The 13,196-nt window shown below is 44.3% G+C and carries 15 protein-coding genes; 8 read left to right on the top strand and 7 right to left on the bottom strand.

All coding sequences use genetic code 11. The features are described from left to right. The first annotated feature begins 21 nt into the window (after window positions 1-21). The 5 genes from RBB12_RS10185 to RBB12_RS16115 all read left to right on the top strand — a co-directional run bounded on the left by RBB12_RS10185 (window position 22) and on the right by RBB12_RS16115 (window position 4,273). Entirely contained in the window at window positions 22-1,197 is a 1,176-nt protein-coding gene (locus RBB12_RS10185; protein WP_306013540.1) for a hypothetical protein, read from the top strand. 47 nt (window positions 1,198-1,244) lie between these two features. After that, complete coding sequence (locus tag RBB12_RS10180) at window positions 1,245-2,381, top strand: gliding motility-associated C-terminal domain-containing protein (RefSeq protein WP_306013541.1); 1,137 nt, start codon at window positions 1,245-1,247, stop codon at window positions 2,379-2,381. Window positions 2,382-2,452: 71 nt separating this feature from the next. Beyond that, window positions 2,453-3,187 carry a M15 family metallopeptidase gene (locus tag RBB12_RS10175; RefSeq protein WP_293283496.1) on the top strand — a complete coding sequence of 245 codons (735 nt, stop codon included), beginning with the start codon at window positions 2,453-2,455 and terminating at the stop codon, window positions 3,185-3,187. A 39-nt stretch (window positions 3,188-3,226) separates the two neighbouring features. Beyond that, entirely contained in the window at window positions 3,227-3,991 is a 765-nt protein-coding gene (locus RBB12_RS10170) for a M48 family metalloprotease (protein WP_179385158.1), read from the top strand. A 114-nt stretch (window positions 3,992-4,105) separates the two neighbouring features. Next, complete coding sequence (locus tag RBB12_RS16115) at window positions 4,106-4,273, top strand: DUF6747 family protein (protein WP_306456993.1); 168 nt, start codon at window positions 4,106-4,108, stop codon at window positions 4,271-4,273. 105 nt (window positions 4,274-4,378) lie between these two features. Here the strand turns inward: RBB12_RS16115 and RBB12_RS10165 are convergent, their stop codons facing one another. Continuing rightward, complete coding sequence (locus RBB12_RS10165) at window positions 4,379-4,771, bottom strand: ankyrin repeat domain-containing protein (protein WP_306013542.1); 393 nt, start codon at window positions 4,769-4,771, stop codon at window positions 4,379-4,381. A 207-nt stretch (window positions 4,772-4,978) separates the two neighbouring features. Here RBB12_RS10165 and gpmI point away from each other — a divergent pair, with 207 nt between their 5' ends. The 3 genes from gpmI (at window position 4,979) to RBB12_RS10150 (ending at window position 8,276) form a co-directional block, all read left to right on the top strand. Next, window positions 4,979-6,496 (top strand): 2,3-bisphosphoglycerate-independent phosphoglycerate mutase, encoded by a 1,518-nt coding sequence (gene gpmI, locus RBB12_RS10160; RefSeq protein ID WP_306013543.1) that lies wholly within the window; start codon window positions 4,979-4,981, stop codon window positions 6,494-6,496. A gap of 43 nt (window positions 6,497-6,539) precedes the next feature. Next, window positions 6,540-7,358 (top strand): type I methionyl aminopeptidase, encoded by an 819-nt coding sequence (gene map / locus RBB12_RS10155; RefSeq protein WP_306013544.1) that lies wholly within the window; start codon window positions 6,540-6,542, stop codon window positions 7,356-7,358. A 153-nt stretch (window positions 7,359-7,511) separates the two neighbouring features. Beyond that, complete coding sequence (locus RBB12_RS10150; RefSeq protein WP_306013545.1) at window positions 7,512-8,276, top strand: class I SAM-dependent methyltransferase; 765 nt, start codon at window positions 7,512-7,514, stop codon at window positions 8,274-8,276. On the opposite strand, the gene RBB12_RS10145 is transcribed toward RBB12_RS10150, so the two are convergent. The 6 genes from RBB12_RS10145 to RBB12_RS10120 form a co-directional block, all read right to left on the bottom strand. Further along, window positions 8,277-9,284, bottom strand: coding sequence for an FAD:protein FMN transferase (locus RBB12_RS10145; protein WP_306013546.1), 1,008 nt, complete (start codon window positions 9,282-9,284; stop codon window positions 8,277-8,279). Next, window positions 9,285-9,644: a Na(+)-translocating NADH-quinone reductase subunit F gene (locus RBB12_RS10140; RefSeq protein ID WP_306013547.1), complete on the bottom strand. Its 360-nt coding sequence runs from the start codon at window positions 9,642-9,644 to the stop codon at window positions 9,285-9,287. 87 nt (window positions 9,645-9,731) lie between these two features. Further along, on the bottom strand, window positions 9,732-11,042 hold the full coding sequence (gene nqrF / locus RBB12_RS10135) for an NADH:ubiquinone reductase (Na(+)-transporting) subunit F (protein WP_179385166.1): 1,311 nt from the start codon (window positions 11,040-11,042) through the stop codon (window positions 9,732-9,734). Between the two features lie 3 nt (window positions 11,043-11,045). Next, window positions 11,046-11,786 carry an NADH:ubiquinone reductase (Na(+)-transporting) subunit E gene (gene nqrE, locus RBB12_RS10130; RefSeq protein ID WP_306013548.1) on the bottom strand — a complete coding sequence of 247 codons (741 nt, stop codon included), beginning with the start codon at window positions 11,784-11,786 and terminating at the stop codon, window positions 11,046-11,048. An 11-nt stretch (window positions 11,787-11,797) separates the two neighbouring features. Then, a complete protein-coding gene (locus RBB12_RS10125) occupies window positions 11,798-12,445 on the bottom strand; it encodes an NADH:ubiquinone reductase (Na(+)-transporting) subunit D (RefSeq protein ID WP_179385168.1) in 648 nt (215 codons plus the stop codon). A 1-nt stretch (window position 12,446) separates the two neighbouring features. Next, window positions 12,447-13,196 carry a Na(+)-translocating NADH-quinone reductase subunit C gene (locus RBB12_RS10120; RefSeq protein WP_179385169.1) on the bottom strand — a complete coding sequence of 250 codons (750 nt, stop codon included), beginning with the start codon at window positions 13,194-13,196 and terminating at the stop codon, window positions 12,447-12,449.

Here is a 13,196-nt window from a genome sequence, read left to right as displayed (position 1 = left end):
TAGAACTAAAATTATGGTTCAATGAAAAAGTTTCTTTTTTTGTTGGCGCTGCTTGGTCCTACCATATTTTTTGCACAGGTCAAGATCGGTGCCCATCCAGAGTCCATAGACGCGGGCTCCATCCTCGAACTGGAAAGTTCCAATAAGGCCCTCGTGCTTACCCGGCTCAATAATGAACAAATGCTGGGTTTAAATCCACTAAGTGGGGCTTTAATCTATAATTCGGACACAGCCTGTTTGCACTATCACAATGGAATCCAATGGATAAATCTTTGTACAGCGCTGACCGGCCTCACGTTTACGGATAACGGTGATGGCAGCATTACCTTGGAAGACGGGCAAGGAAACGAAACCACCTTTAATGGTGCTCCGGAGACGGTAACCACCCTTGTCAATAACATGGATGGCTCGTTCACCTATACGAATGAAGCCGGAAATGAGACCGTCATCAACATCCTGAATACCGATGAACAGACCTTGGGCACCAATGGAAATCCAGGCCATATCGAAATTTCAAATGGCAATAGTGTAGTACTGAACGTTGAGGATGCAGATGCTGACAATCAAAATGAAATTCAAAACCTAGAGTTCAACGGAGGCATTATAAGCCTCTCCGATGATCCTGGGAACACCCAAATTGACCTCAGCAATTACGACAGTGATACCACCGATGATTTTGATGGCGATTGGTCCTCCCTCACCAACATACCCGCTGATATTGCCGATGGGGATCAAAACACGGTAACCAACTTGGTCCAGGACAATATGACCGGAGTGGTGACCTATACCAACGAATCCGCCGTAGACCAGACGATAGAAATCATTTCCACTGACGCCAACAATCATATTACGGTCGGAAGTGATGGCGGCGCCTATTACGAAAGCCCCATCAAGGCTTTTGGAAAGATTGCACCAAACGGAACCATATTGCGTGCCACGGCAGGAATAACCATTACCAAACTGGCAGGTGCCGGACATTATCGAGTCAATCTTCCATTGGGTATGATGTCCGATGCCAACTACATCATACAAATTGCACAACCCAGTCGCGAAGGCGCAGGAAACGATGACCCCAGCATTGCCTATCTCAATCAATCGGTTTCAAGCTTTGAAGTAATCATAGGGGATAACGACAACGGAGGAACGGATACGGGAAGATTTGATTCTGAATTTATGTTTACGCTTTTGGATTTATGAGGTCGATAATCGTTCATACCAACTCTTACTCCTTCCACAACTGGGTGATGCTTTTTTTGCTTCTGATATTTCAAAAAGGCCTGACGCAGGATGCACTCCAAAATTTTGGGAACCTTCGTGTTCATGAAAATGGTATGGTCGGTTTTCATACAAACCTCATCAACAATGGACCATTTGACCAAAACCTGGGGTTAGTGGGTTTTTATGGTGAACAAGAGTTGGAAGTTTCGGGCTCGGAGCCTGTTGCGTTTTTTGATTTTGAAATCTTTGCTGAAAATGGATTATTGCTATCCAATGGACTACAGGTGAGAAACAATATCAACTTTGTGATAGGGGACTTGATTACCGCAAAAAACAGCTCAAACATTGCCATTGGTTTTGTGGACGATGCATTCTACATTGGTGCAGCAAACACTTCCCACATAAATGGGTATGCCAGCATAACCAATAAAGAGCTATTTACCTTTCCCATAGGTGATGGAACCCGATTAAGGGGTTTGACCTTGGCGTCTTCACAAACCAATGCTATGGCAAAGTCCGCCTACTTCCACGAAGACCCAAACAATCCCTTATCCGTTAACGCACAATTCAACACCAACAGCAAAGAAAATGAAGAACTCGAAATCAGCAATGTTGAATTTTGGGCCGTAGAAAGCGAGTACCCATCCACAGTCACCATCAAATGGTTCCCTGACAGTTTTCTAAGCCTGCTTTCCGATAATGCCCAAAAACTTCGGATTGTTGGGTGGAACAAAAGTACGCAACAATGGGAAGATCTTGGGAACACCGCGGTGACGGGTAATTTGGAATCCGGCAGTATCACTTCGGATCTATTTGTTCCCAATCAATATGCCGTGGTCACTTTGGCCGGTATGGAGAACGCCCTGGAAACACTTTCATTAGCATCCAAGAACTACTTACTAACACCCAATGGTGATGGCGCCAACGATTCTTTTAGACCTATTGATGCGGAAAACAGCCCTAATAATATTCTAAATATTTACAATAGAAACGGGATACTCGTCTACTCAAAAATCAACTATCGCAACGAATTTGATGGAATCTCGAACGTTAACTCCGTTTTTAAGCGGAATAAGGGACTGCCCAGTGGCGTATATTTTTACATCCTTACCCTAAAAGATACGGGCAGTAAGGTAAACGGTTATATTTACATCGCCCGATAGTTTGAACAGGTCCTAAATATTTCAAAAGACGAATTAAAAATACTTCTTAACTTGTTGCAAAATTCGTTTTCATGAAAAGAAGAAACTTTATCAAAACCACCTCGGCTTCTGGATTGGCCTGTGCCCTTCCTCCTCTACTTCCCACGATTCTCGACCCAATTTATTCCACAGAAGAATTAATGGGGAAAGCCAAAATCGAGTTGTTTGGTGAGGGCATCAACCTTAGAAAAGAGGCTTATGAGTCCTTCTTGGAAATGAAAAAAGCTGCCTATTCGGACGGGTTTGACATCAAAATGGTATCCAGTTACCGGGATTTTTTCCGGCAGCGGACCATTTGGGAACGGAAATATCTGGCCTTCACCGAGGAAGATGGCATGACACCCTTGGATGCCATCGACAAAATCATAGAGTACTCCACCATTCCAGGTACGAGCAGGCATCATTGGGGTACGGATATCGACATTATTGATGGCTTCCCAGAAGTTTCCGGAGATGTACTTGAGGCCGACAAATTTGAGGCAGGCGGTCCTTTTGAAGGCTTAAAACAGTGGTTGGATGAAAATTCGACCAAATATGGATTCTATCTGGTATACACCAACAATCCTAGACGAAGGGGCTTCAAATATGAGCCATGGCATTACAGCTACGCGCCTCTTTCCATTCCCATGCTCACCGAATACCGAAAGTTGAACATTCTGAAATTGCTCCAAAAAGAGGATTTCTTCGGTATCGAACACTTTACCAATAGGTTTGTACGCACCTACATACAGGACAATATTTTGGACATCAACCCCGTATTGCTATAACCGTTTTTTTGTATCTTCCGTTAGCTAGAACACTACACCATGAGAAGAGGAAGTTGGAGGATACGCATCCTTATCGGCTTGGCCATCGTAGCCTTTGCCTTTATTCGCCGCTGCAGCAACCAAGAGGAAAACCCCTATACCGGTAGAACGCAGAACATTGACATGACGGCCGAGCAAGAGATTGCCATAGGGCTACAAAGCGCACCCCAAATGGCACAACAGCACGGAGGGCTCTACCCCGATGAACAGCTACAGGCGTTGGTGGACGCCGTTGGCAACAAACTGGTAAACAACAGTGTGGCCCGTGAGACTCCCTACCAGTACGAATTCCATCTTTTGGCCGATGACAGCACCATCAACGCATTCGCACTTCCGGGCGGACAGATTTTTATCACTTACGCCCTTTTTTCCCAACTGAACGAACCACAACTAGCAGGCGTTTTGGGGCATGAGATAGGCCATGTACTGGGAAGACATTCCGCCGAACGTATCGCTGAGAGCAGTTTTTGGCAAACCTTGGCCACAGGAGCCTCCGTTGGAGGAGACATGGGGAACCTGGTCGCTGGGATTGGGCAGAACACCTTACTGAAAAATGGAAGGGGCGACGAGCTGGAAAGTGATGAACTGGGTGTCCTTTTTATGATTGAATCCGGGTACGACCCCACCGAGATGATCACTGTCATGGAAATCCTGAAATCGGCCGCAGGCCCTAACAGGGTACCAGAGTTCCAAAGTACCCATCCCGACCCCGAAAACAGGATAGAAAAAATAAAAGAGGCCATCGAAAAATATTCCGGTCGATAGAATTGGCTGTTTATCGATAAAAAAGGCATTCTGTCTTTAATTCCTTATCTTTGAGTAAACCCGAATCCTACCTGCGTTCTCTTGACCTTTTTATGCGGTAAAAAGAGAGAACATATGGGAACACTAGTACACTTTAAAGATCTCTATTTAGAGGCGTTTGACGATTGCAAACCTAGCTTTGTCGTATATTTCTTGAAGGGATATTCGATATTTTGCGCGGTCATGTTGTTCATGGCCTTTTACGCATTTTTGTACAGAGCTTTTACAGGCTTTGAATTCTAAGCCGCGAGACACACTCTTTTGCAAGGACACTATAATTATGTAAAATGAGCAAAGGCCCCATCCGTTTGGATAGGGCCTTTTTCGTTCGACGAATAAACTCCTTTTCTATTTTTTCATAGCAGTTTCCAAAACGGACTGAGCTTCAGTTGCATTGGACATTTTTGCGTACTTCATGGCGGTCATCCCCCCATCGCAGCGCATTTTCAGGTTGGCCCCATTTTCAATGAGTACCTTCAAAACTTCCGCCTTGTTGTACCTGGCGGCATAATGGATAGGAGCCCTTCCCAAAGATTTTTGGTTGACATCCTCCCCCAGTTCGATAAACTTTTTTACAGTGTCCACATCCCCTTGCATCACCGCCTTGCAGAAAGCGCTGAGTTCATCGGGAGCTACCATTTCAAGGTTGACCGTGTTGTTAGTGGTAACAGGTTCGTTGGCAGTAATGCCGCTCAGGGCCAACATGGAAAATGCGGCCACTGTGAAAATTGTTTTTTTCATGATGAATGTTTTTGATTAATGAATTTACTTGTTATAAAAATAGACTTTCAAAAACCCGTCCTGTTACACGATTAACAGTTATATAACTAAATTTTAACTATCCTTCAATTTTAACATAAAATAATTAACAATTCCGCAATTATAATTTTAACAAAAAGCTAGGGCATCCAAGGAGATCATTTTACTTTTGTAGTACAACTTTCAACTATGAACAAAAAGGTTATTCTTATGATTTTGGATGGTTGGGGCAAATCTCCCGATCCAAATGTTTCGGCCATTGAAAAAGCAAACACACCATTCGTTGATTCACTCTATAAAAACTACCCAGATGCGGACTTGCTCACCGATGGCATGAACGTGGGGCTGCCCGAAGGACAGATGGGAAACAGCGAAGTGGGGCACATGAATTTGGGAGCTGGACGTATCGTATATCAAGATCTGGCAAAAATCAACAAAGCCGTAAAAGAAGACACCTTAAAAAACGAACAGGTCCTTAAAGATGCATTCGACTACGCCAAAACCAACAACAAACCCGTCCACTTTTTGGGATTGGTGAGCGATGGTGGGGTGCACAGCCATATCGACCATTTAAAGGCTTTGATCACAGCTGCCGATGAAAGCGGGGTAGAGCACGCCTATATTCATGCCTTTACAGATGGCCGTGATGTAGATCCCAAAAGCGGAAAGGGCTTTTTGGTGGACTTGGACCAATTTTGTGCGGACAAAAAGACCAAACTGGCTTCTGTAATCGGAAGATACTACGCCATGGATCGTGACAAACGTTGGGAGCGGGTAAAAATGGCCTACGACGTGATCGTAAACGCCGAAGGCGAAAAAACCCAAAACATTGGGGAAGCCATGCAAAAGAGCTATGATGAAGGGGTAACCGATGAATTTATCAAGCCCTTGGTCATGACCGACTCAAATAACGAACCGCTTGCCAAAATCAAGGATGGTGATGTCATCATTTTCTTTAATTTCAGGACTGATAGGGGCCGTGAGCTCACGCAGGCCCTGAGCCAGATGGACTTTCACGAGCAGAACATGCACAAATTGGACCTGTATTATGTGACCATGACCAATTATGATGAATCCTTCAAGGGCATCAAAATCATTTTCAACAAAGAGAACATTAAGGACACTCTCGGTGAAACCCTTGCCAAGCATGGTAAAAAGCAGATTCGAATAGCCGAGACCGAAAAATATCCGCACGTTACCTTCTTCTTTAATGGTGGACGCGAGGAGCCTTTCATGGGCGAACAACGGATTCTTTGCCCGTCACCCAAGGTAGCCACATACGACCTTCAGCCAGAGATGAGCGCTTATGACATTCGGGATGCCATCATTCCCGAGCTCAAAAAAGGGGAAGCCGACTTTGTATGCCTCAATTTTGCGAATCCAGACATGGTGGGCCACACCGGGGTTATGGAAGCAGCCATTAAAGCCTGTGAAACGGTTGATGAATGCGCGAAGGACGTTATTACGGCCGGATTGGAAAACGGTTATTCCACCATTGTAATTGCCGACCACGGTAACTGCGACACCATGATCAATCCTGATGGCAGCCCAAACACGGCACATACCACCAATCCAGTTCCTCTGATTTTGGTGGACAAGGACATCAAAGAAGTACAAAATGGCGTTCTGGGGGATATTGCCCCAACCATACTAAAAATGTTGAACGTTCCACAACCCGAAGCCATGACACAAAAACCATTGGTTTAGGTCAAATACCTCTAAATCGATAGAATCAATTTATCTTTGCCGCATGATCAAAGTAAAAACAGCAGAGGAAATTGAGTTGATGCGCGAAAGCGCATTGGTCGTATCCCGTACCTTGGGTATGTTGGCCAAAGAAATAAAGCCCGGTGCCAACCCCTTGAAGTTGGATAAAATGGCCGAGGACTTCATTCGGGAACAAGGAGCCGAACCTGGCTTTTTAGGGATGTACGATTTTCCGAACACGCTCAACTGGAGCCCTAATGCCCAAGTGGTACATGGTATTCCCGGAAATGAGCCCCTCAAGGAAGGTGATATCATTTCTGTGGATTGCGGTGCGCTAAAAAATGGCTTTTATGGAGACCATGCCTATACCTTTGAAGTAGGCGAGGTAGACGAAGAAACCAAAAAACTGCTCCAAGTCACCAAAGAATCGCTTTACTTGGGAATAAGGGAATTCAAATTGGGGAACCGCGTAGGCGATGTGGCCTATGCTATTCAAAAATATACCGAAGACCACGGCTATGGTGTTGTCCGGGAATTGGTAGGCCATGGTTTGGGCCGTGAACTGCATGAAGATCCGCAAATGCCCAATTATGGCAAAAGAGGACGAGGCAAAAAATTTGTCAACGGAATGGTGGTTGCCATTGAGCCCATGATCAACATGGGGACCAAACGTATTAAGCAATTAAGGGATGGCTGGACCATTTTGACTGCCGATGGCAAACCAAGTGCTCACTTTGAACACGATGTTGCCCTGATTGACGGAAAACCAGAACTGCTGTCCACTTTCCAATACATTTACGAAGCTTTGGGCATCACCAGTGATGAAGAGGATGAGTTTCGCAGTAAGAAGTTGGTGCTTTAAGTGAGTTTCTGATAAAATTTGTCAATTCGAGTGATTTTTAGGAGTGAAACGAAGAAAAATTGTATCGAGAATTAAAGTATCAGAACAAAAACTCCAGTTCTCGAACTGACATTTTGCATGCAAAGTTTACCATAGGCAATAACCACTTAATTCGTGTCAATACTATTTAAATATTTTCTGAATCTAATTCCTCGTCCTTTACTCATCCGATTGAGCTATTGGGTGAGGCCGCTGATTGCCTTTTCCCTAAAGGGAAAAACATATACCGACCCCATCGATGGAAAAAATTTCAGGAAGTTTTTGCCTTACGGATACGAAAATCCTCGTGAAAACGTCCTCTCCCCCTCTACCTTATCCCTGGAAAGGCATCGACTCTTGTGGCTCTATCTCAAAAATGAGACAGACTTCTTTACCAAGCCCATAAAGCTGTTGCACTTTGCACCCGAGCAGGCCTTTTATCAGCGATTTAAAAGGTTAGACCATATTACCTACACTACTACTGATCTGAATTCGCCATTGGCCGATGTAAAAGCGGATATTTGCCACTTACCTTTTGACGACGACACGTTTGATGTCATCTTGTGCAACCATGTGCTGGAGCATATCCCCGATGACACCAAAGCCATGCAGGAGCTATACCGTGTGATGAAACCGGGGGGTTGGGGCATATTCCAAATTCCGCAGGACCTGAAAAGAGAGCAAACCTTTGAGGACAATACCATTACTGACCGAAAGGAACGGGCACGGATTTTCGGTCAGTACGACCATGTACGCATTTACGGAAGGGACTATTTTGATAAGCTTCGTAGTGTAGGCTTCAAGGTTGAAGAAGTGGATTACACCAATACAATTCCAAAGGAAGATGTAGAAAAGTACCGTTTGGCCAAGGGGGAAATCATCCCGCTGGTAAAAAAGTGATTATTGCTTGACCAAGGCTTCAAAGCCAGGGGTAAAAAACTCTTGTGTTGCCCCATTTTTGTCCAAATAGATGATATAGGCTTCAAGTTCGTCATGATTCTGAAGTACATCCTTTGAGTCCTCCAAATCGAGTGCCATAAAAGTAGTGGCATAAGCATCGGCCAAAGCACAGGTCTTAGCAACGACGCTGGTGGCCAATACATTGGAATTTTTGGTATATCCAGTTTTGGGGTTGATGGTATGCACAAACTTCTCGCCTGTTTCTGGGTCTACCCTAAATTTTCGATAGTTTCCAGATGATGCCATGGCCACATCCTTCAGGGAAACGATTTGCTTGAGCTGGCGACCTGTTTCCACTTGGGGGTCATCAATACCTACGGTCCATTGCTTTCCGGACACCAAATTGGTTCCCTTGGCCAAGACTTCGCCGCCAACTTCAACGAGATAATTCTTAATGCCTTTTTGGTCGAGCATAGCGCCCAATCGATCAATGGCATAACCTTTGGCCACTGCATTGAAATCGAAACGAATGGATGGATGTTCCTTAGTTATGGTATTATCTGTATTCAGTTTCACTTTTTCCCATCCTACATATTGCAACAAGCTGTCCACACGAAGGCTATCGAGCTCTATCTGCTCCCCTGGTCCAAAGCCCCATGCGTTTGCCAAAACACCGATGGTAGGGTCAAAATAACCGTTTGAAGCCTTATGGACCTCACTGGATACCTGAAAAACCTCCCTAAACATATCATCTACCTGAATGGTGGAGTCCCCAGCATTGATTTTCGAAATATCAGAATCAGGAATATAGGTAGACATGGACTGGTTAAGCACCTGAAACACCGAATCAATTTCTTGTTGGTAGTCCAACTCCTCATCCGCAATATAAATGATGGAATAGGTGGTTCCCAAGGCATTGCCCCAAGATTGGTTTTTGATGTACTCTTTGGGTGTACAACTTGCTAAAAAAAGCACCATCAACACTAAGGTAATCGGTTTATGCTTCATCTATATTTCAATTAATCCTTGATAATCCACCACATACTCCTCGTTCAGATATAACGGCTCGGTCCTATCCGCCGCATTGGAAAGACCCACACCCGCAAAGTAGGTTTTTGCCTCGAACTTTTCTGCATGGTTCTTGACTTTCTGCATCAATTCCTTATCATATTCTCTGGGATTGAATGGAAATTCCACGTTGCGCACCACGATAAAATGTAGGACTTTCTCCTTAAGGCAAACGTACTGTGGGTTCTTTTTGAGTTTACTGTTGATGGCCATAAATTCAAACCCATCCGCTTCCAGTTCCCGGCCCACAATGTTCATGGCCAAGTTATGAAGTTCCTGTTCTGTTAATTCTCTTCCCATACCTAACAAAAAAACCGATGCTGGGAGCATCGGTTTGGTTTTATATTCCCTCTCGACAATGCTCGAGGTGCTATATCATCTTGGTTTTTATCCACCAAAGTCATCAAATCTGATATTCTCATCTGGAATACCAAAGTCCTCGCCCATTTTTTGAACGGCCTTGTTCATCAATGGGGGTCCACAGAAATACAATTCGATGTCCTCAGGGGTTTCGTGATGGTTCAGGTAGTTATCGATAACGCAGTTGTGGATAAATCCAACAAATCCGTCGCCTTCCTCATCATTGATATCTTTCTTCACCTTCCAGTTATCCTCTTCCAATGGCTCAGAAAGTGCCATATAGAATTTAAAGTTCGGGAATTCCTTCTCCAATTGCTTAAAGTGGTCGATGTAAAACAGCTCTCTCTTGGAACGTCCTCCGTACCAATAGGTCACTTTTCTATCCGTTTTCAACGTCTTGAACAAATGGTACAAGTGGGAACGCATCGGGGCCATACCGGCACCACCACCTACGTATAGCATCTCTGCTTCGGATTCGTTGATAAAGAATTCACCGAACGGACCAGAAATGGTTACAGGATCACCTTCTTTCAAACTAAAGATGTAAGAGGAAGCAATACCTGGGTTTACGTCCATCCATCCATTCTTGTTACGATCCCATGGTGGGGTCGCGATACGGACATTCAACATAATTTCTCTTCCTTCCGCAGGGTAAGAAGCCATAGAATAGGCTCTCTCAACCGTCTCAGGGTTCTTCATGACCAATGGCCACAAATTGAATTTATCCCACTCCGCTTGGAACTTATCTGGAGTTTCATGCTCCTCCGGGTGAGCGGTGATATCGATATCCGAATATTTGACCTCACAGGGGGGTATTTCAATTTGGATATATCCGCCAGCCTTGTAGTTCATATCCTCTGGAATTTCCACTACGAATTCCTTGATAAAAGAGGCCACGTTATAATTACGCACTACTTTGGCATCCCATTTTTTGATACCGAACACCTCTTCTGGAATCGTAATTTCCATATCCTGCTTTACTTTGACCTGACAGGCCAAACGCGCTCCTTCTTGCAATTCCTTTTTGGAAAAATGAGGGGTCTCCGTAGGAAGTGCCTCTCCTCCACCGGAGAGCACATGGCACTCGCACTGGATACAAGTACCACCACCACCACAAGCGGATGGCAAGAATATTTTTTGATTACCCAAAGTGGACAACAACGATCCACCAGAACCCACTTCCAACTCCTTTTCGCCATTAATGGTAATGGTCACGGGGCCAGATGGTGATAATTTTTCCTTAGTGAACAGCAACAATGCCACCAACACTAACAACAAAACAAGAAATGCAACTACTGTTATTAAGATAGTACCTCCGGTACTTGCGGCTAATATCATCTTTTATTTGTTTAAGGCTTCGTTATAAGAGATTGCTTTTTCGTCTTCATCAATCTCTTTTTTAATTTCTTTTTCCTTTTGGGTCTCCACAGTGGTGTTTTGGGTCTCCTCTGGTGGTTCGTTATCCCCGGTAAGCATACCACCGAAGCTTTGGAACCCGATTCCCATCAAACCTGTTATGATAAAGGTAATGCCCAATCCACGCAAGGGTGCGGGCACATTCGAGTAACGAATCTTTTCACGGATGGCGGCAATGGCCAAAATAGCCAAGAACCAACCAATACCAGAGCTGATTCCGTAGTTCAATGCCAAACCGATGTTAGGGATATCCCTGGTCTGCATGAACAAAGACCCCCCAAGAATGGCACAGTTTACCGCAATCAATGGCAAAAAGATACCCAAGGAATTATACAAGGATGGAGAAAATTTCTCCACTACAATTTCTACTAGCTGAACCATTGTTGCGATGGTTGCGATAAAAAGAATGAAGGACAAAAAGCTTAGGTCATAATCGGCATATTCAGGACCCAACCATACCAAAGCTCCATCTTGAAGCAAATATTTGTCCAACAACCAGTTCAATGGTACGGTAACACCCAATACGAATATTACGGCTGCCCCCAAACCTACAGCTGTGGTCACTTTTTTGGATACGGCCAAATAGGAACACATGCCCAAAAAGACCGCAAACACCATATTGTCTACGAAGATTGATCTAAAAAATAATTCTAAATGCTCTAACATGCTTCCTCAGTTTATGCTTCTTCAATTAATGCCCTGTTTCTGGAACGTTGCACCCATATAATGATTCCTACGACAATCAGGGCTGCAGGCGGTATGATCATAAAACCGTTGTTCTCGTATCCGATGGAGTACAATCCGGTTTTGGCGATGGGGTCTCCAAGAACTTTGATTCCGAACAATGTACCAGAACCTAAAAGTTCCCTAAAGAAACCAACGATTACAAGGATCACACCATATCCCAACGCGTTTCCGATCCCATCAAGAAAAGCTCTTCTTGGTCCGTTTCCGAGTGCAAATGCCTCAAAACGTCCCATAATAATACAGTTGGTAATGATAAGTCCAATAAATACGGACAAGGTTTTACTTAGGTCGTAAGCAAATGCCTTCAACACTTGATCCACAATAATTACCAAGGCGGCAACAACCACCAACTGGACAATAATCCTGATTTTGGAAGGGATAATATTCCTGATCAATGAAATGACCACGTTACCTACTCCCATTACAAACAATACGGATATCGCCATCACTACCGAAGCTTTCAATTCTGCGGTAATCGCCAAGGCAGAACAGATACCCAATACCTGAATGGTAATGGGGTTGTTATCGGCCAACGGGTCTTTTATAAGATTTGCATCTTTTTTTGATAGTAGCGCCATATTAATTGGATCTAATAGTTTGTAAATAAGGTTTGTAAAGCTTCAAGCTCTCTTTGATCATGGCGCTTACCCCGTTTCCGGTAATGGTAGCACCTGCCAAAGCATCCACTTCATTGTCTTCTTTATTTTCGTTGAGGGGGTCATTGTTTCCTTTGGCCACCTGTACACCTTCGTAAGTATCCCCGTCCATTACGGATTCTCCTTTAAAGTCATCCATAAAGAAACGTTGGTTAATGTTGGAACCGAGTCCGGGCGTTTCTCCTTTGTGATCAAAAAAGACCCCTTTGATTTCCATATTCTCACCAACGGACATGTATCCCCAAATAGCATCCCAAAGTCCTTTACCGTACATAGGGATGATATAATATTTCTCACCGTCCTTTTCTCCGACCAAGAGCGGAAGTTCTGCGTTTCCACCGCTTTTGGCTTCAGCAAGTGCCTTCTCTACGTTGATCAAATAGGCGTTGTCCCTTTCAACCACTTGGGAACCGTCCCATACCAATTGTTGGGTGATGTATTTTGAGAATGCGCCCTCTACCTCGGAAGTAGGCACAAAAGAAACATCTCCATCGCCTTCATTCTCATTGACACCCATGGCATAAAGGATGTTCTGTTGCTTTTCAAAGCGCACGTTCTCATCTATCATTGGCTTAAGGCCGGACGCAACAAAAGCAAGGAGCGATCCGACAACAACAACCATTAGCACTGCAAAAATTACAGTATAGCCATTCTTTTCTGTATTGACTGCCAT

Source organism: Allomuricauda sp. MMSF_3307 (assembly GCF_030733585.1).
GTDB lineage: Bacteria > Bacteroidota > Bacteroidia > Flavobacteriales > Flavobacteriaceae > Flagellimonas.
The sequence above is the reverse complement of the archived record's forward strand: the minus strand, read 5'-3'. Positions and strand labels throughout refer to the sequence as shown.